Source organism: Streptomyces sp. NPDC059851, assembly GCF_042732005.1.
Classification (GTDB): Bacteria; Actinomycetota; Actinomycetes; order Streptomycetales; family Streptomycetaceae; genus Streptomyces.
On record NZ_JBHWJJ010000012.1, the window covers coordinates 1 to 26,339 of the forward strand.

Below are 26,339 nucleotides of genomic sequence, written 5' to 3' on the forward strand. Positions count from 1 at the left end.
CAGCAGACCCTCCGCGCGGTCGTCGACTGGTCCTGGGACCTGCTCGACGAGCCCGAGCGGACCGTCCTGGCCCGCCTGTCCGTCTTCGCCGGCGGTTGTGACCTGCCCGCCGCCGAGGCTGTGTGCGCCGACACCCCGCGGGGCAGCGCCGACGTCGCGGCCGTCCTCGGCTCCCTCGTCGACAAATCCCTCGTCATCGCCGCCCCCACGCCCGACGGCATGCGCTACCGGCTCCTGGAGACCGTCGCCGAGTACGCCGGCGAGCGCTTGGACGAGGTCCCCGGGGACCGGGCGGCCACCGAGCGTCGCCACCTCGTCCACTACCGGGAACTCGCCCGCACCACCGAGCCGCAGCTGCGCGGACACGGCCAGCGCGCCGCCGCCGAACGCCTCGCCACCGAGTACGAGAACCTCCGCACCGCCCTGCGCCGCGCCGTCGCCGCCCGCGACGCCGGCGAAGTGCTGTGCCTGGTGCACTCCCTCGTCTGGTACTGGCAGATGCACGACCTGCGCGCCGAGTCCCGGCACTGGGCGAACGCCGCCGGCGCCCTGGGCCCTGACCCCTTCCAGCCGCCCGTCACCCCCGCCGAACCCGTGCACGGGCGCCTCGTGGACACGCCGCCGCCGTACGGCGGCGAGCGGCTCACCGAAGCCTGGCGCGGCATCCGCATGATCCAGCTCGCCGCCCGCGACCAGAGCAACGAGAGCTGGACCTCCCCGGAGGTCCGGCACCAGATCGAAGGGATCGTCTCCGCCTACAGGCCCGGCATGCCGCAGACCTGCAACACCCCCGGCTCGCTGTGGGTCTACGCCACGATGCTCTCCGGGGACGCGGACCTGCTCCAGCGGGTCATCGACGCCACCGTCGACACCGCCCGCGCACTGGACTACCGCTGGGAGCTGGCCGGCGCCCTCCAAATGCGGGCCAACATCCTGGCCAACCGCGCCTCCTGGCCCGGCGACGCGGTGCGCGACGCCGAGGAGAGCCTGGCCCTGTTCACCGAGCTCGGCGACGACTGGGGCGCCGCGGAGGCCCTGTCCGCGCGCGCCGAGTCCCACGAGAAGCGCGGCCGGTACGCGCTCGCCGCCGAGGACTTCCGCTCCGCGATCGAGTACGCGGAGCGCCTCGGCGCCTCCTCCCAGGTCACGGTACTGCGCGTACGGATGGCCGGGGTCCTGATCGAGAGCGGCCGGGCCGCCGAGGCGGAGGAGCTGCTCACCGACGTCCTGAGCACCCCCCACGCGTACGGCAACGAGGCCCTGCCAGCCGCCCGCATGTTCTTGGCCTGCTGCTACGGGCGCAGCGGCCGCATCCCCGAGGGCCGGGCCCAGCTCCAGCAGCTGCGCGACGACTTCGCCTTCGGCGCGTACGCCATCTTCGACGGGTTCCTGCTCGGCACCATGGCCTGGCTCGACAACCAGGACGGACGGCCCGAGGAGGCACTGGTGCTGGTCCGGCAGGCCATGAGCGCCGCCAAGGACCCGCTCGCCCTGATGGTGGCCCCGCAGATGCCCGCCGTGTACCTGTTGACGGCGGCCCGCGCCCGCGCCACCCTCGGCGGCCCCGGGCAGGCGTACGACGCGGCGCGACTCCTCGGCGCGTACCGGGCCCTGCTGCCCGTGGGGCACTTCCCGGTCAGCACCGAGCGCGAGGACTCGGCCCGGGCCGAGGAGCTGGCCCGCGCGGCCCTCGGCGATGCCGCGTACGGGGCGGCGTACGCCGAAGGCGGCGGCCTCACCCTGGAGGAGGCCACCGCCCTCGTCTGACCCGGCCCGCCGTGCGGGGCCCGTCCGGGACGCGATCCGGAACGGACCGTCCGGCCGGATCAGGTCTTCTTGCGGAACTTCGCGACCGCCAGCGGCGCCGTGACCACGGTGATCACCACGGCCCAGCCCAGCGTCATCCACACCGAGTGGGCGACGGGGCCGCCGTTGATGAGGTTGCGGGCCGCGTCGGCCAGGTTGGACAGCGGGTTGTAGTCCGTGAAGGACTGGAGCCAGCCGGGCATCGAGGACGGCGGGCTGAAGATCGAGCTGCCGAACTGGAGCGGCATCAGCACGAGCATCGCCACCCCTTGGACGCCCTGGGCGGTCTTCATGCTCAGACCGAGCAGGATGAAGATCCACATCAGCGAGGCGCCGAAGACCACCGACAGGCCGACCGCGGCGAGCAGGTCCAGCACCGAGGTCTTGATCTCCAGACCCAGCAGGAAGCCCATGCCGAGGAGGATCGCGGTGGCCACCAGCATCCGGCCGACCTCGACCACGATCTTGGCGACGAGGACCGAGGAGCGGGCGATCGGCATGGACCGGAAGCGGTCCATGATGCCCTTCTTGAAGTCCTCGTTGACGCCGGTGCCCACCGCCATGGCGATGTTCAGGCCCGTCATCGCCATCATGCCGGGGACCAGGTAGTTGACGTAGGCGTCCTGGTTGCCCTTGCCCGCGATCGCGCCGCCGAAGACGTACGTGAACAGCAGGATGAAGATGATCGGCATCAGCACGACCTCGAACACCGACTCCGGATTCGCCTTGATCTGGAGGGCGTTGCGGCGTGCCAGGGCGCCTATGTGCCGCAGGTTGCCGCGCAGGCCGATCCGGCCCTCCGCGGACTGCGCCGCCTTCGGCGCGGGCGTTCCGGCGGCCGCCTCGCGGGCCGGGGCGGTAGTCGTCGTGCTCATGCCGCGACCTCCTCGGTCGTGCCGGTGGGAACGGAGTCCTCGGGGGACGTGGCCGGGTGGCCGGTGATGGAGAGGAACACCTCGTCCAGGCTGGGCAGGTACGTGCCCAGGTCGGCGATGGCGTAGCCGCGGGCCGCCAGCAGTCCGACCACCGCGGTCAGCTGCTCGTCGCTGAGGATCGGGACCAGCAGCACGCCCTCGTCCGGCACGGCCTGGGAGCCGGCGACGCCGTCGAGTCCCGCCTCGGCCAGGGCCCGGGCCATCCCGGGCAGCTCCGCCGGGTCCACCGGACGGATCCGCAGCGTGCGGCCGCCGACCCGGGCCTTCAGCTCGTCGACCTTGCCGTTGGCGATGACCTTGCCCCGGTCGATGACCGTCAGCTCGCTCGCCAGCTGCTCGGCCTCCTCCATGTACTGGGTGGTGAGCAGGACGGTCGCGCCCTCGGCCACCAGCCGCTGCACCTCGTCCCACACCTCGTTGCGGGTGCGCGGGTCCAGGCCGGTGGTCGGCTCGTCCAGGTAGAGCACGGCCGGGTTCCCGATCAGGGAGGCCGCGAGGTCCAGGCGGCGGCGCATGCCGCCGGAGTACGTCCCGGCGACCTTCTTCGCCGCGTCGGTCAGCGAGAACCGCTCCAACATCTCGTCGGCGCGGCGGCGGGCGTCCTTGCGGGACAGGTCCAGCAGCCTGCCGATCATGTAGAGGTTCTCCCAGCCGGACAGTCGCTCGTCGACCGAGGCGTACTGGCCGGTGAGGCCTATGGTGCGGCGCAGCTGCCGCGGCTGGTGGACCACGTCGTAGCCGGCGACCCGGGCGGTTCCGGCATCCGGCACGAGGAGGGTGGACAGGCAGCGCACCAGGGTGGTCTTGCCGGCGCCGTTGGGGCCGAGGACCCCGAGGACAGTGCCCTGGCGGACGTCCAGGTCGACACCGTCGAGGGCCTTGGTCCCGCCGAAGTGCTTGACCAGTCCCCTCACTTCGACGGCGTTCCCGCCGCTCGGGGGGTTCTTGTCGTTTCGCGTCATGCCCCCATGGGACCAGCCGCCGCCGACAAAGCACCGACAGCCGACCGACAGCCGACCGACGGCCCACCGACGCCCGGCGGGACGACGGCAGCCCGCCGGCCCGGACGGGGCCGACGGGCTGCCGGTTCGGGTCGTGCCGAGCCGAGCCGATCCGAGCGGGTCGGTGGGTCAGTGGAAGGTGTGCTGCTCCTGGGGGAACGTTCCGCCGACCACGTCCTGGGCGAACGCCTTCGCCGCGTCGCCCATGGTCTGCCGGAGGTTCGCGTACTGCTTCACGAACTTCGGCATCTTCCCCCCGGTCAGACCCATCATGTCGGTCCACACCAGCACCTGCGCGTCGCAGTCCGCGCCCGCGCCGATGCCGACCGTCGGGATGTGCAGCGAACGGGTGACCTCGGCGGCCAGTTCGGCCGGTACGAGCTCCAGCACCACCGCGAAGGCCCCCGCGTCCTGTGCCGCCTTGGCGTCGCGGAGCAGCTGGTGCGCGGCCTCGTCGCCGCGGCCCTGGACCCGGTAGCCCATGGCGTTGACGGACTGCGGGGTCAGGCCCAGGTGGGACATGACGGGGATGCCGGACTGCACGATCAGCTCGGTCTGGTGCAGCGAGCGCTCGCCGCCCTCCAGCTTCACGGCGCCGACACCGGCCTCCTTGACGAGCCGGGTGGCACTGCGCAGCGCCTGGACGGCGCCTTCCTGGTACGAGCCGAACGGCAGGTCACCGATGACCAGGGCCCGCCGGGTGCCGCGCACCACGGCCGCGGACAGCAGCGTCATCTCGTCCATCGTCACCGGGACGGTGTTCTCGTAGCCGAGGTGACAGTTGCCCATCGAGTCGCCGACGAGGATGACCGGAATGCCGGCCTCGTCGAAGACGGACGCGGTCATCGCGTCGTAGGCGGTGAGCATGGGCCACTTCTCGCCGCGCTCCTTGGCGAGCGTCAGGTCGCGGACGGTGATCCGTCGGGTGCCCGTGCCTCCGTACAGGGTGGGGGAGGCGGCTTCGCGGGCAGGCGAAACGGCATGCGTCATTGCAACTGCTCCTTGATGTCATCTCGAGGCGCCCTGACGGCGTCCCCGGACTCACCCCATGGTGGCACCTGCCCGGCCGGGCGCGAAAGTGGAGGGGGTGACCGTCCCGTCACACCTCACCGGCGGGGGCGCCAGCCGGGTGCGAAGGGGGTGCGCTGACCGAATGTGCGCGTTTCGTGACAAGCGGAACCTGGGCCGCATGGCCGTTCGTCCTCCCGGACGTACGGTCGGAACAACGGCACGGAAGGCTGCGTCCATCGCCTAGGGTCATGGTGGGGGGACGGAGCGCGAGCACGGCAGCGAGGGCAGTGGCATGGCACAGGCGTACATGACGGAGACGGGGAACGGCGGCTCGGAGCCCGAGCCCCGCGGGTCCCGGATCCGGCGCGGCCTGGCCGAGCTGCGGCGCGACCGGGGCATCTGGCGGCGGGGGATCGTGCTCGCGGTGCTCGCCGTGCTGCTGGCGCTCGTCATGATCCTCCATGCGGAGCTGCCGAACAGCGTCGGCAACCTGGGCAGCCTCACCGAGACGTTCCTGCCCTGGCTGGGGGTGTTCGTCCCGCTCCTGCTCGCCGCCGCGGTGATCCGCAAGTCCGCCACCGCGCTGATCGCGATACTGCTGACGGCCGTCGTCTGGGTGAACCTCTTCGGCGGCCTGGTCACCGACAAGTCCGGTCCCGGCGGCAACCTGGTGGTCGCCGCACACAACGTCGACGCCGACAACCCCGACCCGCGCGGCACCGCCCGGTCGGTGGCCGGGGCCGGGGCCGACGTCCTGGCCCTGACCGAGCTCAAGGGCAGCGCCGTCCCCGCCTACGAGCAGGCGCTGCGGGCCACCTACAAGTACCACGCGGTCGAGGGGACCGTCGGCGTGTGGAGCAAGTACCCGCTCAGCTCCAGCCGGCCGGTCGACATCAGGCTTGGCTGGACCCGGGCCATGCGCACCACCGTCGAGACCCCGCAGGGGCAGGTCGCCGTGTTCGTGGCCCACCTGCCCTCCGTACGGGTCAAGCTGAACGCCGGTTTCACCGCCAACCAGCGCGACAAGAGCGCGGACGCGCTGGGCGCCGCGCTCGCCGCCGAGCCGCTGCGGAAGGTCATCCTGCTCGGCGACCTCAACGGCACCATGAACGACCGCTCCCTGTCCGAGGTCACCTCGCAGATGCGCTCGACCCAGGGCGCGGCGGGCGACGGCTTCGGCTTCAGCTGGCCGGCCCCCTTCCCGATGGCCCGGATCGACCAGATCATGGTCCGTGGGATGAAGCCGGAGGCGTCCTGGACCCTGCCGCAGACCGGCAGCGACCACCTGCCGGTCGCGGCCCGGGTGACCATCACGAAGTAGCCGGACGGGGCAACCGGGCGGAGCAGCCGGGCGGAGCTCCCGGTGCCGGCGGGCGTCAGGCGTGCTCGCGCCAGCCGTTCGTGACGGGCAGGCGGCGGTCCTTCCCGAAGCCCTTCGCGGAGATCTTCGTGCCCGGCGGGTACTGGCGGCGCTTGTACTCGGCGGTGTCCACCATCCGCAGGGTCCGCGCCACGAGCTCCCGGTCGAACCCGGCCGCGACGATCGCCTCGATGCCCAGGTCACGGTCCACGTACAGCTCCAGGATCGCGTCCAGCACCGGGTAGTCGGGCAGCGAGTCCGTGTCCACCTGGCCCGGGCGCAGCTCGGCACTCGGCGGCTTCACGATCGAGTTCTCCGGGATGGGCGGGGTTTCCCCGCGCTCGGTCGCGGCCCGGTTGCGGTACCGCGCGAGCCGGAAGACGTCCGTCTTGTACACGTCCTTGATCGGGCCGTACGCGCCGACCGAGTCGCCGTACAGGGTGGAGTAGCCGACGGCCAGCTCCGACTTGTTGCCGGGGGCGAGGACGATGTGGCCCTCCTGGTTGGACAACGCCATCAGCGTCGTGCCGCGCAGCCGGGACTGGAGGTTCTCCTCGGCCAGGCCCGTCAGCCCCAGTGCCGCCATGTACGCGTCGAACATCGGCTCGATCGGCACGGTGCGGAAGTTCAAGCCGGTCCGGCGGGCCAGTTCGGCGGCGTCGCCCTTGGAGTGCTCCGAGGAGTACTTCGAGGGCATCGAGACGCCGTACACGTTCTGTGCGCCGATCGCGTCGCAGGCGATGGCGGCGACGAGCGCGGAGTCGATGCCGCCGGAGAGCCCGATCAGGACGGAGCGGAGCCCGTTCTTCTTGACGTACGCGCGCAGGCCCACGACCAGCGCGTCGTAGACCTCCTCGTCGTCGTCGAGGCGGTCGGCGTAGCCGCCGGGGACGGCCGGCTCGTAGGGCTCGACCGGCTCCTCGGACAGGATCACGCGGTCGATCCGCAGCCCGTCGTCGACGATGCCCTCGGGGGCGTCGGCCTGCGCCGCGGGCAGGTCCAGGTCGACCAGGACGCAGCCCTCGGAGAACTGCGGGGCGCGGGCGATGACCCGGCCGTCGGCGGCGACGACGATGGAGTCGCCGTCGAAGACGAGATCGTCCTGGCCGCCGATCATCGCGAGGTAGGCCAGGGTGCAGCCCGCCTCCTGGGCCCGCTTCTGCACCAGTTCGAGGCGGACGTCGTCCTTCTTGCGTTCGTACGGGGAAGCGTTGACGGAGATCAGCAGGCCGGCGGCCGCGGAGCGGGTGGCGGGCACACGGCCGCCCTCCTGCCACAGGTCCTCGCAGATCGCCAGGGCGACGTCGACGCCGCGGACGCGGATCACGGGCTGGGTGTCGCCCGGCACGAAGTAACGGAACTCGTCGAACACGCCGTAGTTGGGGAGGTGGTGCTTCGCGAAGCGGAGCACCACCTCGCCGCGGTGCAGTACGGCGGCCGCGTTCTCCGGGGAGCCGGCGGGCAGACCCAGGCGCGGGGCGGCCCGCTCCGCGCGGTCGAGGTATCCGACGATCACCGGCACCTCGCCCAGGCCCTCGGCGGCCAACCGCCCGGCCAGCCCGCGCAGCGCGGTGCGGGAGGCCTCGACGAAGGACGCGCGCAGGGCGAGGTCCTCTACGGGGTACCCGGTCAGCATCATTTCGGGGAACGCCACGAGGTGGGCGCCCTGCTCGGCGGAGTGCCGGGTCCAATGGACGACGGAGTCGGCGTTGGCGGAGACGTTGCCGACGTGCGAGTCGATCTGATTCAGAGCGAGACGTAGTTGGGGCACGGGCCCAGTGTAATCGTCTTTCTGACGCGATGTCCTGGGAAGCCCCGTGCCCCAAGGGTTCCGGCGGCTCGGGCGGGTCTGCTGCCGGCCGCCGTCGGCTCAGCCGATCGGGCCGGCGAACTTCGCGCCGGGCATCAGGACGCCGGGGGAGATCGAGGCGGTGAGGCTGGTGGTGCCCTCGGGCACCTCGTAGGCGATGATCCCGCTGGCGGACTGGCCGGGCAGGATGTCACCGCGGATGAGCTTGGGCATGTTGCCGCCGTCGAAGGCGAGTTGGGCGGTCATGCCCTTGTCGTCGCGGACCTCGGGCACGGCGTGGATCACGTTGTGGTTCTCGGTGGAGCCGTTGGTGATGGTCAGCGTGATCTGCACGGCGTTGCGGATGCTGGAGTACTTGCTCTTCGCCACGTACTCCTTCGGCACGGACAGGCTGACCTTGATGCCGTTCGGGTACGTGTACGTCTCGCCGAACGGCAGCGGCGTGGTCATGCCGGGGCCCGTGGGCGCGGTACGCGACGGCTTCGGCACGGCGGGCTTGGACGGCTGCGGCGGCCAGGGCTCGTCGGCGCCGGGGTCGTACTCGGGGTCGTCCCAGGCGGGGCCGTCGAAGCGGGCTTCGGCGGCGCGGTCGGCGAAGTCGCCGATCACGTTCTGGGTGATGAAGTAGCCGCCGATGGAGGCGGCGATGCCGAGCACGCCGAGGACGGTGCCGAAGACGGACATCGTCTTGCGGCCGGCGCCGGCCGAGGCGCGGTTGACGGCGCCGATGCCGAGGCCGATGGCGGTCACGCCGAGGATCCCGCCGAGCCAGAAGAGGAACGGGATCGGGCCGATCGGCAGCGAGACCAGGCCGACGACGAGGGCGGCGACGGCCAGCCCGTTGGTGACGGGGGCGGGCGGCCGGAACCAGGCGCCACCGGCACCGGGCGCGGCCCACGGCCCGGCCCCCGGCGGCACGGCCCCGCCGTAGCCGGGCACGGGAGCGGGTCCGGGGGCGGGCGCCGCGAAGCCGTGCTGGGCGGTGTGGGCCGTCTCCGGAGCGGGGGCGGCTGCCGGGGGCGGCGTGGCGCCCGGGACGGGCGTGGCCCAGGGATCGGGCCGCGTCGCGGCGGCGGCCGGCGCGGGATCGGCGACCGGCGCGGACGCGGCGACCGGGACGGGGTCAGCGGCCGGGACGGGGTCAGCGGCCGGCGCGGGATCGGCGGCCGGGGCGGCGGCAACCTCGGCGGTGGCACCTGCGGGGGCGGGCTCCGCCGGGGTGGCGGCGGGCTGCGGTTCTGGTTCGGGGGTCTTGGTGAGCGGGACCGCGCCTGGCGCGGCGGCCGGCGCGGGCTCGTCCGAGGTCGGCTCGGGGGCGGGCTCCGCCGGGGTGGCGGCGGGCTGCGGTTCCGGTTCGGGGGTCTTGGTGAGCGAGAGCGGGGTGGGCGCGGCGGCCGGCGCGGGTTCGGTGGCCGGAGCCGCGGCGGCGTCCGCGGGCTTGCTCAGCGACGGCTCGGGCGTCGGGGCCGCCTCCGGCTGGGGCACGGGTGTGCCCTCGGGCTCCGTGGGCGGGCCGGGCGGGTTCGGAGGCGTGCTCATGCGGCGGAAACGTCCTCGTCTGATCGAAAGAGGCAGTCTGATGATCGGACAGCCTGCCACGGCGCTTCCCACGCGGCCAAAAGCTTTCGGTCCTGCCCTCCGGGCCCGGAGGGCAGGACCGGCCCGCTCAGTGGCGCCCCGTCAGACCGCCGTCCGCTCCACGGGAATCCACAGCTCGGTCGTCACGTTCGCCCCCTCCACCGACCGCGGGGTGCGCAGGATCTCCGGGCCGGGCCGTAGCGCGTACGGGTTGGAGGGGAACCACTGGGTGTAGACGTCCCGCCACAAGGACTGGAGGGCCTGCGGGAACGGTCCGGTGTTCTCGAAGACGGCCCAGGCGCCGGCCGGGACGACCCGCACGTCCAGGTCCCCCGGGATCTGCGAAGCCGCGGCGCCGGTCACCACCGCGAGGTGGTAGTCGAGTTCGACGCCCTCCTCGCGGCTGTCGCCCAGGTGTTCCGTCACCGAGACGATGCCGGCCGGCTCCTGGTCGGAGAGCCCGGCCGTCCGCTCGGCCAGCTCCGGCCCGACCTGCTCGACGAACGAGACGATGGCCGGGTTCACCCCCTCGTGGACGAGCGGCACCCGCGTCCTCCTGCCGACGATCCGGAACTCCGCCTTCTCCACGATCCGGTACTGCATGGTCGTACTCCCTTCGACGACGAGGCGGAAGGACATCCGGGGCTGTGACCGCAGGACCGCACCGGTGCGCCGCGCTTCGCCCGGGCCGATGCCGTGAACGGCCCGGAACGCCCGCCCGAACGCCTCGACCGACGTGTAGCCGTGGCGTACGGCGATGTCGAGCAGCGTCCGCTCGTCGGCCAGCACCTCGGCACCCGCGACGGTCAGCCGCCTGCGCCGGACGTACTCCGACAGCGGCAGCCCGGCCAGTGCGGAGAACAGGCGCCGGAAGTGGTACTCCGACGTCATCGCGATCCGGGCCAGCTCGGCCGCGTCCACGTGGTCGTGGAGGCGCTCCTCGATGTGGTCCATGGCTCGGTTGAGCCGCTCCAGCATCCCGGCTTCCTTCCTCTGTCTTTCTCTCTGCGGTCCCCACCGTAGGAACGGGCAGCCGGGCCGTACCCGACATTCCGTGCCCGGTCCGGTCGGTTCCGGTCCGGCGGCGAGGCGCTGCGGGAGGCGGTGTGGTCCGACGCACTCGGCGGCCGAGGCAACGCAAGCGGCCGGGGTCACGTCATCCAGGGCGGGGGACGGACTCGGACGGCCCGGGGGGCCGCCGGGGCGGCTCGCGGGGTTGTGCGCGGAACGGGGCCGCCACGCCCGGAACGCTACCCCGGGTGGGTATCCGAACGGAGGGCCGGCTCGGCCGTGTTAAGGATGATGGGGAATATGACCACGAAAGTCGCAAAGGCCAGCGCCAGGGGGATGCGTGGAGCGGGGGCCGAGGGCCGAATAGGCCGCTCGCGGAGCACCGGGAACCCCAGTGATCCCGCGGGCACCACGGGGTCCGGGGGTGCCCCCGGGTCCGGGACGTCGGGGAGCTCCGAGACGTCGGGGACGTCGGGGACCTCGGGGAGGTCCGGGGCGTCCGGGAGGTCGGTGGCGTCCAGGGGGCCGCAGGTCATCGCCGTGCTGATCGGCCTCGCCGCCACGGCGTACACGGCCTGGGTCATGGAGGTCGTCCTCTCCACGGGCCTGAACCCCATCCAGACGTACGTCAGCGAGCTCGCCGCCCAGGACCAGCCGCTCGGCGGCCTCTTCAGGGCCACCGACTTCACCGCGGGCCTGCTCGCCTTCGCGGGCGGCCTGCTGGCCCTGATCCGGCTCCGGTGGCACCACGAGGCCCGTCGCCGCTGGTCCGTCACCGGCTGGGCCGGGATCACGCTCTTCGGTGCCGCCACCGCCGCGGACGCCTGGCTCCCGCTGAGCTGCACCCCCACCGTGGACCCGGAGTGCGCCGCCCTGGAGACCGCCAAACTGGTTCCGGCCACCCACCAGGCCCATGCCGTCAGCAGCAGCCTCGCGATGACCGGCGCCCTCATCGGGATCGTCGCCCTGACCGTCGCGGCCCGCCGCTACGGCCGCTTCGCGGCGCTCGCCGAGTACGGGCCCGTCCTGGTCGTCATGGAGCTCCTCGCCACCGCCTGGACCCTGACCGCCATTTCGCTGTTCACCGCCGGGCACGGCACCTGGGCGCTGGGGGCCGGGCAGCGGATGCAGGTGCTGCTCGTGGCGCTCTGGCTGGGCCTGCTGGCCTACTCCGTGTACGAGGAGCGCCGTACATGACGGGCCCGGGCGCCCCAGCTGCCCCAGGTACCCCAGGTGCCCCAGCTGGCCCAGGTGCTTCAGCCACCGCCGGCGCAGCGGTCGTCCCCGCGTTCGTCCGGTCGGACGACGGGGTTCCGCTCCACGTGGTCGTGGAGGGCAGCGGTCCGCCCGTCGTGCTGAGTACGGGGCTCGCCATGGCCTGGTTCGATTGGGACCCGGTCGCGGCGCTGCTCGTCGCCGCCGGCCGGACCGTGATCCGCTTCGACCGTCCCGGGCACGGCCTGAGCGGACCCGCCACGGCGCCGCCGACCGCCGCCGGTGAGGCCCGCCGGATCGCCGGGCTGCTGGACGCGCTGGGCCCCGTGGGCGCCGCCCCGGTCACCGTGGCCGGGCACTCCATCGCCGCCTTCCACGCCGAGGCCTTCGCCCGCCTGTACCCGGAGCGCACCGCCGCCCTGGTCCTGGTCGACGGCAGCGTCGAGGAGCAGCCGCACGCGGTCCTGCCCACCGGGCTCCGTACCGGCGCGGCCCGCGCGCTGGGCCGGGCCCTGGCGGCGGCCGGGCTCCCGGCCGCCGTGGGGCCCGCGGCGCGCCGGGCCGCCGTCCGCCTGTCCCGGACCGGCGGTCCCGACCCGGCCGCGCGGGACCTCGTACGCCGCTGCTACCGCACCGGCCGGGTGTGGCGCGGGATCCTGCTGGAGAACGCCCGCTACCCCGACATGGCCGCCGAGGTCCTCGCGCTGCGCTCCCACCGGCCGCTGACCGCCCCCACCACGGTCCTCGCCGGGTACGACGGCTCCGGTTCGGCGGCGGCCCTGCACTGGCTGGACCGCCAGCGGGGCCTGGCGGCCGCCCTGGGAGCCCGCTTCGAGACCGTCGCCCCCGCCGGTCACCTGGTCATGCTGGACCGCCCGGACCAAACGGCCCGAGCGGTCCTGAGTGCTTCTACCGGCGCCCCGGCGCCCCCTCAGCGGCGGGCGTAGACCCTCTCCACGAATTCCGCGAGCTGGTCCTCCGGAAGGTGCTGGGCCAGGTCGGCTTCGCTGATCATGCCGACCAGGCGCTTGTTCTCGATGACGGGGAGCCGCTTGATCTGGTGGGACTCCATCTCGTTCAGGACGTCGGAGACGTCCGCGTCGGCGGCGATCCAGCGCGGGGTGCCCTCGCACAGGTCGCCGCAGGTGACCTTCGCCGGGTCGTGGCCCTTGGCAACGCACTTCACGACGATGTCGCGGTCGGTGATGATGCCGCACATCCGTTCGTCGGCGTCGCTGACGGGCAGCGCGCCCACGCCGAGCCGGCCCATGAGCTCGGCAGCCCGGTCCAAGGTCTCCGTGGCGGGGATCCACTGGGCTCCGGGGTGCATGATGTCTGCCGCGGTGGTCATGGGGGAACCTCCTGAGCATGCCGTCGCGCGGCCGGCGCGGTCGCGCCGGCCCCGGCGCCCTCGGGAGGCCGATGGGGGAGGGCCGGTGAGGGCGCCCTCCCACCACCGTACGAGGGTGTTCCGTCACCCGCGCGGCGCAGCCCCGCGCTGCCGCAGCATGTCCGCCATCAAGGTGAGCTCCGACTGCTGGGCGTCGACCATGCCCTGGGCGAGCGTCCGCTCGGCCGGGGTCCGGCACTGCGTCGCACAGCCCTGGGCCATCGCGACGCCGCCCTTGTGGTGGTCGGTCATCAGCTGGAGGTACAGCACTTCCGCGTCCCGGCCCTGAGCGGCGCCGAGAGCGGCGAGCTCCTCCTTGGTCGCCATGCCGGGCATGAGCGCGCCCGGCTTGGCGGTGACGCCGCCCATGTCGTGCCCGGAGTGGCCGTTGCCGTTGCCGCCGCCTCCGCTGCCGCCGCCCGTGGACATCCACGACATCGGCGGCTCGTCGGCCAGCACCTTCGGCAGGCCCCACAGGTCCAGCCAGCCCAGCAGCATGCCCCGCTGGTTGGCCTGGGTGTTGGCGATGTCGTAGGCGAGGTTGCGCACGGCCTCGTCCTGGGTGCGGTCGCGCACGATGAAGGACATTTCCACGGCCTGCTGGTGGTGCACGGCCATGTCCCGGGCGAAGCCCGCGTCCGGCGAGTACAGGGCCGGTGTCCGCTGCTCGCGCGCGGTGCCGGCGCCGGAGCTTCCGTTCGCGGCGGCGACCGTGGCCGCCACCGCGAACACCAGCGCGAGCAGGACCGCCGTGCCGGCCGCCCAGTACGTGCGCCTCACTTGCCGGCCAGCCCGTTGGTGCAGGCCGCGCCCGGCTCGGGAGTCTGCGGGCCCTGCACGTACTGGGTGAAGAACTGCTTCACCCGGGGGTCGGACGCGCTGTCGACGGTGACCTGCTTGCCCCACGCGCTCAGCATGATGGCGCCGGCCTGGTCCTTGACGGGGCTCATCAGCGAGTACGGGGTCTTCGCCACCGTCTCGGCGAGCTTGTCGACCTCGGCCTGCGGGGCCTTCTCGTTGTACGTCACCCACACCGCGCCGTGCTCCAGCGAGTGCACGGCGTTCACCTGCGGGATCGGCTCCTTGTACACGTCGCCGTTGCAGTTCATCCAGCGGAGGCTGTGGTCGCCGCCGACCGGCGGGTTCATCGGGTACGACACGGGGGTCTCGACGTGGTTGCGGCCCAGCGTCTTGGCCTCCCAGGTCTGTTCCTGGGCGATCGGGGTCGTACGGGCGGCCTCGACGGCGGCGGCCTCGGCCTTCTCCTTGTTCTTCTGGTCGACCAGCACCCATGTGCCGAAGCCGACGAGGCCGCCGACGACGGCCACGGAGGCGGTGATCGCGATGACCTTGTTGCGGCGCTCGCGGGAGCGTTCCGCGCGGCGCATCTCGGCTATGCGCGCCTGACGGGAGTGCTGGTCGTTCCTGGTGGTGCCGGCCATGAGCCCTGTTCCTTTGCTGAGGGGGGTGGAGGTGTGGATCCGGTCGGGGCGCGCGCTGGAGCGCACCGGACCTGTCAGGTCCGCAACACCTGGAGGGCGTGGAGGTCGGGGGCCCGGGCGAGCGTGCCGTGCGGGCGGGCCCGCCCGGCGTCGGCGACGCGCGCGACGGGATCCGCGGCGGCCGCCGCCACCGGCACGGCGGGCGGCGGGGCGGGCAGGACGCCGGGGGTGACGTGGGAGAAGGGCGAGCAGCCGGGCAGGTCGTCGTGCGACACGCACACGGCATGCGCGGGGGCGTGCGGGGCCGGATGTGCGTGCCCGCGCACGACGGGACCGGAGGAAGCCGTGACCCCGGCAGCCGCGGTCACGGCGTGCGGCTCACCCGGGCGTACGCACAGCAGCAGCGCGCCGAGCAGCACGGAGAGGGCGACCGCGATGAGGGCGCGCCGGGGCAGGTGGCGTCCGATGCGCCCGTGCCGCGTGTGCTCCCGTCCCCCCATGGCCGCAGATGGTAATGCTCATGACGGGTCCGAGGTCAGTGCGGGGGTGCCGCCACCTTTGCGGGGTGCGTAATGTGGCGGAAACCGCGGCTGGCGATACTGGGCCCGCCCTCCTGTGCGACCACCCCTGGGGGCGGTGGTGCACAAGCCGTCTGAACTGCGAGGATGAAGGCATGGACAAGCAGCAGGAATTCGTCCTCCGGACGCTGGAGGAGCGCGACATCCGCTTCGTGCGCCTGTGGTTCACCGACGTGCTGGGCTTCCTGAAATCGGTGGCCGTCGCCCCGGCCGAGCTGGAGCAGGCCTTCGACGAGGGCATCGGCTTCGACGGCTCGGCCATCGAGGGCTTCGCGCGGGTGTACGAGTCCGACATGATCGCCAAGCCGGACCCGGGCACGTTCCAGATACTGCCCTGGCGCGCCGAGGCCCCGGGCACCGCCCGCATGTTCTGCGACATCCTCATGCCGGACGGCTCCCCCTCCTTCGCCGACCCGCGCTTCGTCCTGAAGCGGATCCTGGCCAAGACCTCCGACCTGGGCTTCACCTTCTACACCCACCCGGAGATCGAGTTCTTCCTGCTGAAGGACAAGCCGCTGGACGGTTCACGCCCCGTCCCGGCGGACAATTCCGGCTACTTCGACCACACCCCGCAGAACGTCGGCATGGACTTCCGCCGCCAGGCGATCACCATGCTCGAATCCATGGGCATCTCCGTCGAGTTCAGCCACCACGAGGGCGCCCCCGGCCAGCAGGAGATCGACCTGCGCTACGCCGACGCCCTCTCCACCGCCGACAACATCATGACCTTCCGCCTGGTCATGAAGCAGGTCGCCCTGGAGCAGGGCGTCCAGGCCACCTTCATGCCGAAGCCCTTCTCCGAGTACCCCGGCTCCGGCATGCACACCCACCTCTCCCTCTTCGAGGGGGACCGCAACGCCTTCTACGAGTCCGGCGCCGAGTACCAGCTCTCCAAGGTCGGCCGCTCCTTCATCGCGGGCCTGCTGCGGCACGCGGCGGAGACCTCGGCCGTCACCAACCAGTGGGTCAACTCGTACAAGCGGATCTGGGGCGGCTCCTCGCGCACCGCCGGCTCCGGCGGCGAGGCCCCCTCGTACATCTGCTGGGGCCACAACAACCGCTCGGCGCTGATCCGCGTCCCGATGTACAAGCCGGGCAAGATGGGCTCCTCCCGCATCGAGGTCCGCTCGATCGACTCGGGCGCCAACCCCTACCTCACGTACGCCGTCCTCCTGGCCGCCGGCCTGAAGGGCATCGAGGAGGGCTACGAACTCCCGGCCGGCGCCGACGACGACGTGTGGGCGCTGTCCGACTCCGAGCGCCGTGCGATGGGCATCGAGCCCCTCCCGCAGAACCTGGGCGAGGCGATCTCCCTGATGGAGAAGAGCGAACTGGTCGCCGAAACCCTCGGCGAACACGTCTTCGACTTCTTCCTCCGCAACAAGAAGCAGGAGTGGGAGGAATACCGCTCGGAGGTCACCGCCTTCGAACTCCGCAAGAACCTCCCGGTGCTGTAAGCACAGGTCAGCGGCGGTATCCCGCGCGCACCGGGCTCCGGGGGGGGGGGCCCGCGCCCCCCCCCCCCCCCCCCCCCGCCGGGGGGGGGGGGCCCCCCCCCCGGCCGTTCGGTCCCGGCCGCGTCGGCTACCTCCTCCCGTGGTGGGGGTCGGGGTCGTCCACCTCGTATCCGGGGCAGTGTTCGACGCCGTGCTCCGGGGCCACGGGTTCGCCGGTGTCGGCGTCGGTGCAGTAGGCGTTGAAGACGGCCGCCGCGGACAGGGGGACCAGGCGGCCCCGGTCGAGGCGCCATCCGTGGACGCGGTCGCCGGATCCCGCGCCGGTGGTGCGCAGGACCAGTCCCCCCGGGCCGCCGAGGGCGAGGCCGGCGGCCAGGACGGTCACGAAGTCGAGGCTGTCGCGGCCGTCGGGACGCGGCGTGCGGTCCGGGCCGTCCGGTCCGGCGCTCGCGGGTGAATGTCCGGGTGGGTGTGCGGGTGACTCGGTGTGGAGCACGGCCAGGAGCTGCCGGTCCTTGGTGGGGATGCTGCAGACGAGGTGGTGGTGGCCCGGTCCGGCTCCTCGGACGAGGCGGGTGAGCAGGTCGGCGGCCCGTTCGAAGGAGGAGCGGCCGATGTCCTCGCCGCAGTCGGCGCAAGTGCCGAGGTCGGCGAGGAGCGCGGTGGCGTACTCCCAGGTGGCCTGGCGGACGGCCTCGTCGATCAGGAGCGGGACGATCTCGTCGATGGGGCGGCCGGTGTAGGGCAGGCCGGGGCCGGTGCCGGCGAGCTCGGCGGTGAAGCGGCTGCGGGAGGCGGCGCTGTCCGGGTCGAGGCGCTGCTCGGCACAGAAGTCGGCGTACTCCTCCGGGTCGAAGAGGGCCACGGTGGTGTGGATGCCCTGGGCGGCGAGGGACCTGAGGAGTTCGTCGACGTGCCGCAGGTAGTCCTGGTGGTCGTCGAAGGCGAAGCTGCGGTAGCGGCGCATGGCCGCGAAATCCCCGGGGTCGGCGAGGAGGCCGATGGTTCCGGGGATCTCGCGGCGCAGCATGCGGCGTTTGCCGGAGCGGCTGGTGCGGTCAGTGCCGTGGTCGCCGGTTGGGGTGCGGTGCGTTCCGGACATGGGGTCCCCCCTGAATGAGCAGTCAATTGCTCACTCAGAGTAACGACGGCCACTGACAGTGGGTTCAGGAGCGGGTGCGGGTGCGGGAGAGCTCCTCGTAGAAGGGCAGGAGGTCGAGGTTGTCGACCGAGCCCGGGTTGACGGCCTTCTCCAGGGGCGTGCCCTGGAGCAGGCGCTTGACCGGGACCTCGATGCGCTTGCCGGTGAGGGTGTGCGGGATGCCGGGGACCTCGATGACCTCGTCGGGCACGTGCCGCGGGGAGAGCTCCTCGCGGATCGTGGCCTTGATGCGGGCGCGCAGGTCGTCGTCCAGGGTGGCGCCGGGGGCGAGGTGCACGAACAGCGGCATCCAGTAGCCGCCGTTCGGCTCCTCCAGGCCGATGACCAGGGATTCCTTGATTTCGGGGAGGCGTTCGACGGCCTCGTAGATGTCGGCGGAGCCCATCCGTACGCCCTGCCGGTTGAGGGTGGAGTCGGAGCGGCCGTGGATGACCACCGAGCCGTGCTCGGTGAGGGTGATCCAGTCCCCGTGTCGCCAGACGCCGGGGAACATCTCGAAGTAGCTGTCGCGGTAGCGGCTGCCGTCCGGGTCGTTCCAGAAGTGGATCGGCATGGAGGGCATGGGGTTGGTGACGACCAGCTCGCCGACCTCCCCGATGAGCGGCTTTCCGGACGGGTCCCACGACTGGAGGTCCGTGCCCAGGCAGGCGGCCTGGAGCTCGCCGATGTGGACGGGGAGGGTGGGGACGGCGCCGGCGAAGCAGCTGCAGACGTCCGTGCCGCCGCTGACGGAGGCGATCCACAGGTCCTCGGCGACCTCGTCGTGCAGCCAGCGGAAACCGTCGGGCGGCAGCGGCGAACCCGTGGTCGCCACGCACTTCACGGCGGAGAGGTCGTGGTCGCGCGAGGGGTGCACCCCGGCCTTGCGGCAGGCCATGACGTAGGCGGCCGAGGTTCCGTACAGGGTGGCCCGGGTCCGCTCGGCGATGCGCCACTGGGCACCGGTGTCGGGGTAGCCGGGGCTGCCGTCGTACAGGACCACGGTGGTGCCGGTCAGCAGGCCGGAGACGAGGAAGTTCCACATCATCCAGCCGGTGGAGGTGTACCAGAAGAACCGGTCCTCCGGCCCGAGGTCGCAGTGCAGGCCGAGCTGCTTGAGGTGCTCCAGGAGGATGCCGCCCTGCGACTGCACGATCGCCTTGGGCAGCCCGGTGGTGCCGGAGGAGTACAGCACCCACAGCGGGTGGTCGAAGGGCACCGGCTCGAAGACCGGCTCGGTGCGGGCGGAGGTCAGGTCCGCCCAGTCCAGCGTGCCGTCGGGGGCCGGCGTGCCGAGCAGCGGGATGTGGACGACGGCCCGGAGCGAGGGCAGGTCCGCGCGGAGCTCGGCGACGGTGTCGCGGCGGTCGTGCTCCTTGCCGCCGTAGCGGTAGCCGTCGACGGTGAACAGGACGACCGGCTCGACCTGCTGGAAGCGGTCGAGCACGCTGCGGGCGCCGAAGTCGGGGGCGCAGGAGGTCCACACACCGCCGACGGCCGCGGTGGCGAGGAGCGCGACCACCGCCTCCGGGATGTTGGGGAGGTAGCCGCTGACCCGGTCGCCGGGGCGTACGCCGAGGGCGCGCAGCTCGGCGGCGAGCGCGCCGACCTGGCCGCGGAGCTCGGCCCAGGTGATGGGGGTGGTGTCGTGGGTCTCGTCCACGTACAGCAGGGCGGCGTCGTCGGCGCGTGCCGCGTCCTCGGCGGCGCGCAGGGCGTGCTCGGCGTAGTTCAGGGTGGCGCCGGTGAACCAGCGCGCGCCCGGCATGGAGCGGTCGGCGAGGACGGATTCGTAGGGGGTGGTGAACCGTACGTCGAACCATTCGGCGACGGCCTGCCAGAAGGTGTCGAGCTCGGCGACGGACCAGGCGTGCAGCGCGGGGTAGCCGCCGTCGGCGGGGGCGCCGTGGCGCTCCGCGGCCCAGGCCTGGAAGGCGGTGATGCGGGCCCCGGCGATCCGGTCGGGCCCCGGGGACCAGAGGGGTTCCGGCTGGGTGGTCGAGGTCATGGGTGGGCTCCCGGTCAGTCTGCGGCTCGCGCGGGGTGCGCGCGGGATGTGCGTACGGTGCCATCGCGCGGTGGGTGTGCGTGCGGCGGCACACAGGGACGATGCCATGTGATCTACCTCTGCACCAGGGGTGCCCGGGAGGTGGATGGACGGGTGAACGGAAGTTGAACGCACCCCGTGCGGTCGGCGGCCAGTGGCAGGGTGAGCAGCATGAACGGTCGCGATCTGGTGCGTGCGGTGAATGCGGTGAGGGAGATCGGTACGGAGCGGGGGCGGCGGGCATGGCGGGCAGCGCTGCGCCACCGGCGCGCGGACGCGGTGGGGCTCCCGCGTCGGGGGCCGGAGCGGGCTCGTGTGCCGGGGGCGCTGATCGGTACCGAGCCGAGGCCGGGCGGCGGGGTGCTGCGGTTCGCCCGCTCGGCGCTGCTCGTGCGGGTCGCGGCGGGCGGCGCCGTGTTCTGGAGCTGGGACGGGGCCGGCGCTACGCCCTCGTACGCCGTGGTGGGGGACGGGCCGGAGCCCGACCCGCGGGCGGTGCTGGAGCCGGACACCGGCGGCGGCTGGCGGGTGGTGTCGGAGCGGGTGACGGTCGCCGTGTCCCGGCACGGGGCCGTGGAGGTGCGCACGCCCGGCGGGGTGGTGCTGCGGCGGGAACTGCCCCCGCGGTGGTGGGAGCCGGTGGGGGCGCGGTCGGGCGGTCGCGACGGTGTGGGCGACGTGGGTGATGTCGGTGGTTCCCGTGGTGCGGCGGGCACGGCGGGTGGTGGGCGTGAGGCGCGTTGGGCGGTGCGTGCCGAGGTGCCGGCCGACGCCCGGTTCTTCGGGCTCGGCGGGCGGGCCGACGGGCCGCGGCTGCGCGACGGCGTGTACCGGCTGTGGAACACCGACCCCAAGGGCGGCTTCGGGCCCGGCGACGACCCGCTGTACATCACCATGCCGGTGCAGATGGTCGTCGCGGACGCGGGGACGCACCTGGTGTTCCACGACGACCCGTGGGACGGGCGGGTCGTGCTGCGGGAGGGCCGGGAGGGCGCCGGCTCGGGTCCCGACCGGCCGGGGACGTGCGAGCTGCGCATGGACGGCGGGCCGTTGCGGTGCTGGGTGCTGGTGGGAACACCGGCGCGGGTGTTGCAGGGCTGGTCGGCGCTGACCGGCGCCCCCGCCGTGCCGCCCGCGTGGGCGCTGGGCTACCAGCACGCGCGGTGGGGGTTCGGGAGCTCGGAGGAGGTGCGGCGGGTGGTGTCCGGCTACCGGTCTCGCGGGCTGGCCCTGTCGGCCGTACACCTGGACATCGACCACTTCGCGGAGCACCGGGTGTTCACCGTGGACGGTGAGCGGTTTCCGGATCTGCCCGGCCTGGCACGGGAGTTGCGGGAGCAGGGCGTACGGCTCGTGTCGATCGTCGATCCGGCGGTGAAGGTCGGCGACCCGCTGCACACGGCCGGGCGGGCGGTGGGGCCGGCTGGGGCGTTCGTACGGGACGCCCGGGGCGACGAGGTGCGGGGCGAGGTCTGGCCGGGCGAGTGCGCCTACCCGGACTTCACGGACCCGGCGGTGCGCGAGTGGTGGGGCGGACTGTACGCGGAGCGCCTGGCGCAGGGGTTCTCCGGGGTGTGGCACGACATGAACGAGCCCGTTTCCTTCGCCCCGTTCGGGGACCCGACGCTACCCAGGTCGGCCCGGCACGCCATGGACGGGGCCGGTGGGGACCACCGGTCGGCGCACAACGTGTACGCGCTGGGAATGGCCAGGGCCGGCTGGGAGGGCCTCGTCCGACTGCGGCCCGACGAGCGGCCGTTCCTGTTCTCCCGGTCCGGGTGGGCGGGCATGCAGCGGTACGGGGGCACCTGGTCCGGGGACGTGGAGACCGGCTGGGAGGGGCTACGGGCCTCGCTGGCGCTGGTGCTGGGGATGGGGTTGTGCGGGGTGCCGTACTCGGGCCCGGACGTGGGCGGGTTCGGCGGTTCGCCGTCGCCGGAGCTGTACCTGCGGTGGCTGCAGTTGGGTGCGTACCTGCCGCTGTTCCGGACGCACTCGGCGATCTGGGCGGGGCGGCGGGAGCCCTGGGAGTTCGGGCCCGAGGTGGAGCGGCACGCGGGGGCCGTGCTGGCGGAGCGGGAGCGGCTGCGCCCGTACTTCCTGACGTTGGCCCAGCTGGCGCGGCGGACCGGGGCGCCGTACGTGCGGCCGGTGTGGTGGGGGGCGCCGGAGGACCGGGCGCTGCGGGATTGCGAGGACGTCTTCCTGCTGGGGGACGCCCTGCTGGTGGCGCCGGTGCTGGAGCCCGGGGTCGAGCGGCGGGCGGTCCGGCTCCCGCGGGGGTGCTGGTACGACACCGCGACCGGGAGGGCGTACGAGGGCCCGGGCCAGGTCCTCCTCGACGCCCCGCCGGACCGCATCCCGGTGCTGGTCCGGGCGGGGACCGTGCTGCCGGTCCGCGGGCCGGGGGGCGAGGGGGTGGCCCTGGAGGCGTGGGCACCGGCGCGGGGGCGTACGGGGGGCGGGGTGCTGGTCCGGGACGCGGGGCCGGGCTTCGAGCCGGGCGTGGTGGAGCGGTACACGGTGCGGTGGGTGGGGGATGCGGTGGTGGTGGAGGGCGAGGGCGGGGGGCTGGTCGAGGGTGTCGTGGTGCGGGGGGTTGACGTGGGTGCGGGTGGTCGAGGTGCTGGAGGTGGGGGCGTGAGCACGGGCGGGGGTGCGGGTGTGGTGGCGAGTACGGATACGGCCGGCGCTTTCGGGTACGGTCCTGACTCCGCGGACGGTGTAGGTCCGCCATAGGTCCTCGCGGGAACCTGCCCGAGCGCGGCGGACCGGCCGTGCTGCGCGGAGCGGGTCGATCAGGGGGTTGGTTGGTCATGGTCTCGGCGAGCCCGGCGGGGGCTGCGCGGCCGTACGCCCCCCGGCTGCGGTGGTTACAGGGCCCGCGTGCATGGGACGTGGCGCCCGGAGCGGAGGTCGTGGGTGCGTGCCAGCTGCTCGCGGGATGGGCGCTGCTCGTCGTCGCGACGCAGCAGCCGGCTCCGGGCAGGGGCTTGCTGGTGCTCGCGGTCGGACCGGTTGCGGCCGTGGCGGCGGGTTTCCTGCACGGGGTGCTGCTCGTCAAACCGTTGGCGCTGATGGGCCGGCTGACGGCCCGTCTGACGGCGTGGCCGGAGCCTGTCGCGGTGGCGGTGCTGATGGTGCCGGTCTCGGCACCCCCGGCGGTCCTGGTCCGGTGGTGGCTGCACGGTCATGTTGCGTCGGCCCCCGCGTTCGGGGTGGTGTGGGCCTGCACGGCGGCGATCGCGGTGCTCCCCACGGTCGCAGGAGCGTGGCTGCGCGGGCACCCGCTCCCGGCGACCACCCTGTGGCGGCGCGGTCTGACGGTGACGGCTGCCGCCGTGGCCGTGGCGGCGATCGCCGGCTTCGTGAGGGAGCTGCCGGTGTAGCGGGGGGCGGGCGCGACGCGCTGCGGTGGCGTGGTCCCGCCCTGCGGGGCGGGGAATGCGGCCCGATCGGCCGCCCCTCCCCCGCCGCGCTCAGCCGTAGCTGCCCGCGAACCAGGCCTTCGCCGCCCGTGTGTGGAGGGGGAACGCCAGTTCCGTGGGGGCGTGGAGGACGTGCCAGCCCAGGGTTTCGTCCGTCGGCTCCGGTGGCGGGAGGGACGCCACCGGACGCGGCGGGAGGAGCCCGAACACCAGCAGGTGGCCGCCCGGGGAGCTCAGGGCGTCGGCGAGGGCGACGTCCTCGGCCCGGGCGTCGACGCCCGTCTCCTCGCGCAGCTCGCGCACGACCGCCTCGCGCCAGTCCTCTCCGAAGTCCATGAAGCCGCCCGGGAGGGCGATGCCGCCCAGGGCCGGCTCGATCGTGCGGGTGATCACCAGCAGGCCGGTCCCGGACCCGTCCTCGACCGGGAGCAGTGCGACCGCCACCGGCAGCGGGTTGCGATAGGTGACAGCGCCGCAGGCGCCGCACCTACGGGGCCAGTCGGCGGTGCCGAACGAGGCTCCGCAGGTGGAGCAGTGCGAGTCCCTCAGGTGTGGCGGCATCCCGCGATGGTAAGGCAAGGGGCATGCGTACGGCTGTGGTTGCGGGATGTGTGGCGGTGCTGGCCGGTGGGTCGGGCGCGCCGGGGTTCGCGGTGTTGGCGGATGTGGATCCGACCATCGGCCAGGACATCCGGTACGCCAGCCCGAACAACTTCACCGGTGGCGTCGTCGACGGGTACGAGGAGCCGGTCTGCCTGCTGGCCCGGCCGGCGGCCGAGGCGCTGCGGAGGGCCCAGCGGGCGCTGCTGGCACAGGGGTATTCGCTCCTGGTGTACGACTGCTACCGGCCGCAGCGGGCCGTGGACCGGTTCGTGCGGTGGGCCGCGGACCCGGAGGACCAGCAGACGAAGGCCGAGTTCTATCCGCGGGTCGACAAGGCGCGGCTGATCCCGGACGGGTACATCGCCGAGAGGTCCGGGCACAGTCGCGGGAGCACGGTGGACGTGACGCTGGTGCGGCTGCCGTCACGGCGCGCGGTGGACATGGGGACGCCGTTCGACCTGTTCGATCCCCTGTCGCACACCGATGACCCGCGGGTTCCGGCCGCCGCCCGGGCCAACCGGCAGCTGCTCAAGCGGGTGCTCGGGGCGGAGGGCTTCGTGAACCTGCCTGAGGAGTGGTGGCACTACACCTTCGAGCCGGAGGCGTTCGCGAGCACTTACTTCGACTTCCCGGTCGCTGTCCGTTCCGTGCGCGGCGTGGCACACTTCTGACGCTCCGTCAGCCAACGCGGCTGCGTCAGACCGATCACGCTGCTCGGGAGGGGTCTTGGAACGCACACCGGCACCCGTCGTGGACGGGTGGTTCACCGACACGGGGACGGAAGGCGGCTTCCGGCTGCTCGGCACCCGGTGCTCCGCCTGCGCCGCGGTGTTCTTCCCGCGGGAGGACGCGTACTGCCGCAACCCCCGCTGCCCCGGTGACGGCGTCCTGGCCGAGGTGCCCCTGTCGCCGCGCGGCCGGGTGTGGTCGTACACCGACGGGCGCTACCGGCCGCCTGCGCCCTACGTGTCGGATCCGGACGCGCCCTGGGAGCCGTACGCCCTGGTCGCGGTGGAACTGGAGGCCGAGGGGATGGTCGTGCTCGGGCAGGCTGCGCCCGGCGTCACGGTCGCCGATCTGGCGGTCGGCATGGAGGTCGAGGTCGTGGGCGGGGTGCTCGACGGGGACGAGGGGGCCGGCGGGGACGACCCGACCGGCGGGGCCCGGTGGACGACCTGGCGGTTCCGGCCGGTGTCCGGCGCGGGGGCCGGGGCCGCGGAGGGCGCGTCGTGAGCGGGCACGGCGACGTGGCCGTGCTCGGGGCCGGGATGCATCCGTGGGGCAAGTGGGGTCGCAGCTTCGTCACGTACGGGCGGGCGGCCGCGCGGGCCGCGCTCTGCGACGCGGGGCTGGACTGGGCCGACGTACGGTCCGTCGTGGGGGCGGACACGGTGCGCTCCGGTTACCCCGGCTACGTCGCCGGCGCGACCTTCGCCCGGGCCTTGGGCTGGCAGGGGGCGCGGGTGACCAGCGTGTACGCGGCGTGTGCCTCGGGGGCCCAGGCCATCGGTGCGGCCCGGGCCCAAATCCTGGCGGGGCTGGCCGACGTCGTGCTGGTGGTCGGGGCGGACGCGGCTCCCAAGGGGTTCTTCGCGCCGGCGGGCGGGGACCGGCCGGACGATCCGGACTGGCTGCGGTTCCGGCTGCTGGGCGCGACGAACCCGACCTACTTCGCGTTGTACGCCCGCCGCCGGATGGCCGTGTACGGGGACACACCGGAGGACTTCGCGCTGGTGAAGGTCAAGAACGCGGCGGCCGGCGTGCTGAACCCCCTCGCCCGATACCGCAGGGCCGTGACGGCCGGGGAGGTGGCGGCGTCGGCCGTGGTCGCCGATCCGCTGCGGCTGCTGGACATCTGCGCGACATCGGACGGGGCTGCGGCACTGGTGCTGAGCAGCATGGACTTCGCGCGGGCGCGCGGGGTGGCGGATCCGGTGCGGATCCGGGCGGTGTCGACGGTGACGCCGGTGTATCCGCGTACGATCCTGGACCTGCCGGACATCGCCACCGACTCCCTGACGGGCGGGGTGCCTGCGCCGGGCCCGTTCCGGGCGTCCATCGCCCGGGCCGCGTACGAGGAGGCCGGGATCGGGCCGGAGGACCTCTCGTTGGCCGAGGTGTACGACCTGTCCACCGCGCTGGAGCTCCAGTGGTACGAGGACATCGGTCTGTGCGGTGAGGGGGAGGGGGCGGCGCTGCTGCGGAAGGGGGTGACCTCGCTCGGCGGGCGGGTGCCCGTCAACACCAGTGGCGGGCTGGCCTCCTTCGGGGAGGCGGTGCCGGCACAGGCGATCGCCCAGGTGTGCGAGCTGACGTGGCAGTTGCGCGGTACGGCCGGGGAGCGGCAGGTGCCGGGGGCGCGGGTCGGGATCACCGCGAACCAAGGGCTGTTCGGGCACGGGTCGGCCGTCGTCGCCGTGCGGTGACGACGCGTGGCGGGCGGTCCTGCGGAGAGCCGGGCCGGGGGCGCGCGGAAGACGGGCCGCGGGCCCTCGGGAGGCCGGCGCGGGCTCCGCGGGGCGGTGC

22 protein-coding genes and 1 pseudogene are annotated in these 26,339 nt (G+C 73.5%); 10 read left to right on the forward strand and 13 right to left on the reverse strand.

The annotated features are described in order from the left end of the window. On the forward strand, nt 1–1,767 hold a 1,767-nt coding region (locus ACFV7Q_RS05995), incomplete at its 5' end, for an ATP-binding protein (protein ID WP_385424058.1). A 59-nt stretch (nt 1,768–1,826) separates the two neighbouring features. Here the strand turns inward: ACFV7Q_RS05995 and ACFV7Q_RS06000 are convergent. From ACFV7Q_RS06000 to panB, 3 genes are all read right to left on the reverse strand, one after another. Beyond that, a complete protein-coding gene (locus tag ACFV7Q_RS06000) occupies nt 1,827–2,681 on the reverse strand; it encodes an ABC transporter permease (protein WP_385424060.1) in 855 nt (284 codons plus the stop codon). Further along, nucleotides 2,678–3,703: an ATP-binding cassette domain-containing protein gene (locus ACFV7Q_RS06005; RefSeq protein ID WP_385424063.1), complete on the reverse strand. Its 1,026-nt coding sequence runs from the start codon at nt 3,701–3,703 to the stop codon at nt 2,678–2,680. Before ACFV7Q_RS06005 ends, ACFV7Q_RS06000 begins: the two co-directional genes overlap by 4 nt. Before the next feature lie 168 nt (nt 3,704–3,871). Then, a complete protein-coding gene (panB, locus tag ACFV7Q_RS06010) occupies nt 3,872–4,732 on the reverse strand; it encodes a 3-methyl-2-oxobutanoate hydroxymethyltransferase (protein ID WP_385424066.1) in 861 nt (286 codons plus the stop codon). A gap of 396 nt (nt 4,733–5,128) precedes the next feature. On the opposite strand from panB, the pseudogene ACFV7Q_RS06015 reads away from it, so the two are divergent. Further along, nucleotides 5,129–6,074: pseudogene (locus ACFV7Q_RS06015) on the forward strand (endonuclease/exonuclease/phosphatase family protein); the annotation flags it as partial. Between the two features lie 55 nt (nt 6,075–6,129). Here the strand turns inward: ACFV7Q_RS06015 and ACFV7Q_RS06020 are convergent. The 3 genes from ACFV7Q_RS06020 to ACFV7Q_RS06030 all read right to left on the reverse strand — a co-directional run bounded on the left by ACFV7Q_RS06020 (nt 6,130) and on the right by ACFV7Q_RS06030 (nt 10,479). Beyond that, a complete protein-coding gene (locus tag ACFV7Q_RS06020) occupies nt 6,130–7,884 on the reverse strand; it encodes an NAD+ synthase (protein WP_385424069.1) in 1,755 nt (584 codons plus the stop codon). A gap of 99 nt (nt 7,885–7,983) precedes the next feature. Further along, nucleotides 7,984–9,462, reverse strand: a complete 1,479-nt coding sequence (locus ACFV7Q_RS06025; protein WP_385424072.1) for a DUF4190 domain-containing protein — start codon at nt 9,460–9,462, stop codon at nt 7,984–7,986. A gap of 141 nt (nt 9,463–9,603) precedes the next feature. Further along, nucleotides 9,604–10,479 (reverse strand): GyrI-like domain-containing protein, encoded by an 876-nt coding sequence (locus ACFV7Q_RS06030; RefSeq protein ID WP_385424075.1) that lies wholly within the window; start codon nt 10,477–10,479, stop codon nt 9,604–9,606. A 615-nt stretch (nt 10,480–11,094) separates the two neighbouring features. Here ACFV7Q_RS06030 and ACFV7Q_RS06035 point away from each other — a divergent pair. After that, nucleotides 11,095–11,709 carry a DUF998 domain-containing protein gene (locus tag ACFV7Q_RS06035; protein ID WP_385424286.1) on the forward strand — a complete coding sequence of 205 codons (615 nt, stop codon included), beginning with the start codon at nt 11,095–11,097 and terminating at the stop codon, nt 11,707–11,709. A 125-nt stretch (nt 11,710–11,834) separates the two neighbouring features. Then, a complete protein-coding gene (locus ACFV7Q_RS06040; protein ID WP_385424078.1) occupies nt 11,835–12,674 on the forward strand; it encodes an alpha/beta fold hydrolase in 840 nt (279 codons plus the stop codon). Here the strand turns inward: ACFV7Q_RS06040 and ACFV7Q_RS06045 are convergent. The 4 genes from ACFV7Q_RS06045 to ACFV7Q_RS06060 all read right to left on the reverse strand — a co-directional run bounded on the left by ACFV7Q_RS06045 (nt 12,659) and on the right by ACFV7Q_RS06060 (nt 15,059). Beyond that, on the reverse strand, nt 12,659–13,078 hold the full coding sequence (locus ACFV7Q_RS06045; protein WP_385424080.1) for a CBS domain-containing protein: 420 nt from the start codon (nt 13,076–13,078) through the stop codon (nt 12,659–12,661). The genes ACFV7Q_RS06040 and ACFV7Q_RS06045 overlap by 16 nt on opposite strands. A gap of 123 nt (nt 13,079–13,201) precedes the next feature. Then, complete coding sequence (locus ACFV7Q_RS06050) at nt 13,202–13,897, reverse strand: DUF305 domain-containing protein (RefSeq protein ID WP_385424083.1); 696 nt, start codon at nt 13,895–13,897, stop codon at nt 13,202–13,204. Next, nucleotides 13,894–14,559 (reverse strand): DUF3105 domain-containing protein, encoded by a 666-nt coding sequence (locus ACFV7Q_RS06055; RefSeq protein WP_385424086.1) that lies wholly within the window; start codon nt 14,557–14,559, stop codon nt 13,894–13,896. Before ACFV7Q_RS06055 ends, ACFV7Q_RS06050 begins: the two co-directional genes overlap by 4 nt. A 74-nt stretch (nt 14,560–14,633) precedes the next feature. Continuing rightward, nucleotides 14,634–15,059 carry a hypothetical protein gene (locus ACFV7Q_RS06060; protein WP_385424088.1) on the reverse strand — a complete coding sequence of 142 codons (426 nt, stop codon included), beginning with the start codon at nt 15,057–15,059 and terminating at the stop codon, nt 14,634–14,636. Nucleotides 15,060–15,232: 173 nt separating this feature from the next. On the opposite strand from ACFV7Q_RS06060, the gene ACFV7Q_RS06065 reads away from it, so the two are divergent. Then, entirely contained in the window at nt 15,233–16,594 is a 1,362-nt protein-coding gene (locus ACFV7Q_RS06065) for a glutamine synthetase family protein (protein WP_360638282.1), read from the forward strand. Between the two features lie 127 nt (nt 16,595–16,721). On the opposite strand, the gene ACFV7Q_RS06070 is transcribed toward ACFV7Q_RS06065, so the two are convergent. Beyond that, entirely contained in the window at nt 16,722–17,696 is a 975-nt protein-coding gene (locus ACFV7Q_RS06070) for a hypothetical protein (protein ID WP_385424091.1), read from the reverse strand. A 64-nt stretch (nt 17,697–17,760) separates the two neighbouring features. Continuing rightward, a complete protein-coding gene (locus ACFV7Q_RS06075) occupies nt 17,761–19,743 on the reverse strand; it encodes an acetoacetate--CoA ligase (protein ID WP_385424094.1) in 1,983 nt (660 codons plus the stop codon). 210 nt (nt 19,744–19,953) lie between these two features. On the opposite strand from ACFV7Q_RS06075, the gene ACFV7Q_RS06080 reads away from it, so the two are divergent. Both ACFV7Q_RS06080 and ACFV7Q_RS06085 read left to right on the forward strand, forming a co-directional pair. Then, nucleotides 19,954–22,521, forward strand: a complete 2,568-nt coding sequence (locus ACFV7Q_RS06080) for a glycoside hydrolase family 31 protein (RefSeq protein WP_385424097.1) — start codon at nt 19,954–19,956, stop codon at nt 22,519–22,521. Between the two features lie 179 nt (nt 22,522–22,700). Further along, on the forward strand, nt 22,701–23,171 hold the full coding sequence (locus ACFV7Q_RS06085; protein ID WP_385424099.1) for a hypothetical protein: 471 nt from the start codon (nt 22,701–22,703) through the stop codon (nt 23,169–23,171). 90 nt (nt 23,172–23,261) lie between these two features. Here the strand turns inward: ACFV7Q_RS06085 and ACFV7Q_RS06090 are convergent, their stop codons facing one another. Further along, entirely contained in the window at nt 23,262–23,771 is a 510-nt protein-coding gene (locus ACFV7Q_RS06090; protein WP_385424102.1) for an NUDIX domain-containing protein, read from the reverse strand. Nucleotides 23,772–23,794: 23 nt separating this feature from the next. Here ACFV7Q_RS06090 and ACFV7Q_RS06095 point away from each other — a divergent pair, with 23 nt between their 5' ends. The 3 genes from ACFV7Q_RS06095 to ACFV7Q_RS06105 are packed head-to-tail and all read left to right on the forward strand — an operon-like array spanning nt 23,795 to nt 26,239. After that, nucleotides 23,795–24,484, forward strand: coding sequence for a M15 family metallopeptidase (locus tag ACFV7Q_RS06095; RefSeq protein WP_385424105.1), 690 nt, complete (start codon nt 23,795–23,797; stop codon nt 24,482–24,484). A gap of 55 nt (nt 24,485–24,539) precedes the next feature. Next, nucleotides 24,540–25,046 carry a Zn-ribbon domain-containing OB-fold protein gene (locus tag ACFV7Q_RS06100; RefSeq protein ID WP_385424108.1) on the forward strand — a complete coding sequence of 169 codons (507 nt, stop codon included), beginning with the start codon at nt 24,540–24,542 and terminating at the stop codon, nt 25,044–25,046. Next, the gene (locus ACFV7Q_RS06105) at nt 25,043–26,239 is read left to right on the forward strand and encodes a lipid-transfer protein (protein ID WP_385424111.1); all 1,197 of its coding nucleotides are present in this window, start codon (nt 25,043–25,045) and stop codon (nt 26,237–26,239) included. Before ACFV7Q_RS06100 ends, ACFV7Q_RS06105 begins: the two co-directional genes overlap by 4 nt. The last annotated feature ends 100 nt before the right edge of the window (nt 26,240–26,339 follow it).

Excerpts from the sequence above, each read along its gene's own strand:
- ACFV7Q_RS06090 (WP_385424102.1), bottom strand. The coding sequence starts at position 23,771 with ATGCCGCCACACCTGAGGGACTCGCACTGCTCCACCTGCGGAGCCTCG.
- ACFV7Q_RS06025 (WP_385424072.1), bottom strand. The coding sequence starts at position 9,462 with ATGAGCACGCCTCCGAACCCGCCCGGCCCGCCCACGGAGCCCGAGGGC.
- ACFV7Q_RS06075 (WP_385424094.1), bottom strand. The coding sequence starts at position 19,743 with ATGACCTCGACCACCCAGCCGGAACCCCTCTGGTCCCCGGGGCCCGAC.
- ACFV7Q_RS06035 (WP_385424286.1), top strand. The coding sequence starts at position 11,095 with ATGGAGGTCGTCCTCTCCACGGGCCTGAACCCCATCCAGACGTACGTC.
- ACFV7Q_RS06005 (WP_385424063.1), bottom strand. The coding sequence starts at position 3,703 with ATGACGCGAAACGACAAGAACCCCCCGAGCGGCGGGAACGCCGTCGAA.
- ACFV7Q_RS06060 (WP_385424088.1), bottom strand. The coding sequence starts at position 15,059 with ATGGGGGGACGGGAGCACACGCGGCACGGGCGCATCGGACGCCACCTG.
- ACFV7Q_RS06000 (WP_385424060.1), bottom strand. The coding sequence starts at position 2,681 with ATGAGCACGACGACTACCGCCCCGGCCCGCGAGGCGGCCGCCGGAACG.
- ACFV7Q_RS06055 (WP_385424086.1), bottom strand. The coding sequence starts at position 14,559 with ATGGCCGGCACCACCAGGAACGACCAGCACTCCCGTCAGGCGCGCATA.
- ACFV7Q_RS06030 (WP_385424075.1), bottom strand. The coding sequence starts at position 10,479 with ATGCTGGAGCGGCTCAACCGAGCCATGGACCACATCGAGGAGCGCCTC.
- panB (WP_385424066.1), bottom strand. The coding sequence starts at position 4,732 with ATGACGCATGCCGTTTCGCCTGCCCGCGAAGCCGCCTCCCCCACCCTG.
- ACFV7Q_RS06065 (WP_360638282.1), top strand. The coding sequence starts at position 15,233 with ATGGACAAGCAGCAGGAATTCGTCCTCCGGACGCTGGAGGAGCGCGAC.
- ACFV7Q_RS06045 (WP_385424080.1), bottom strand. The coding sequence starts at position 13,078 with ATGACCACCGCGGCAGACATCATGCACCCCGGAGCCCAGTGGATCCCC.
- ACFV7Q_RS06080 (WP_385424097.1), top strand. The coding sequence starts at position 19,954 with ATGAACGGTCGCGATCTGGTGCGTGCGGTGAATGCGGTGAGGGAGATC.
- ACFV7Q_RS06070 (WP_385424091.1), bottom strand. The coding sequence starts at position 17,696 with ATGTCCGGAACGCACCGCACCCCAACCGGCGACCACGGCACTGACCGC.
- ACFV7Q_RS06095 (WP_385424105.1), top strand. The coding sequence starts at position 23,795 with ATGCGTACGGCTGTGGTTGCGGGATGTGTGGCGGTGCTGGCCGGTGGG.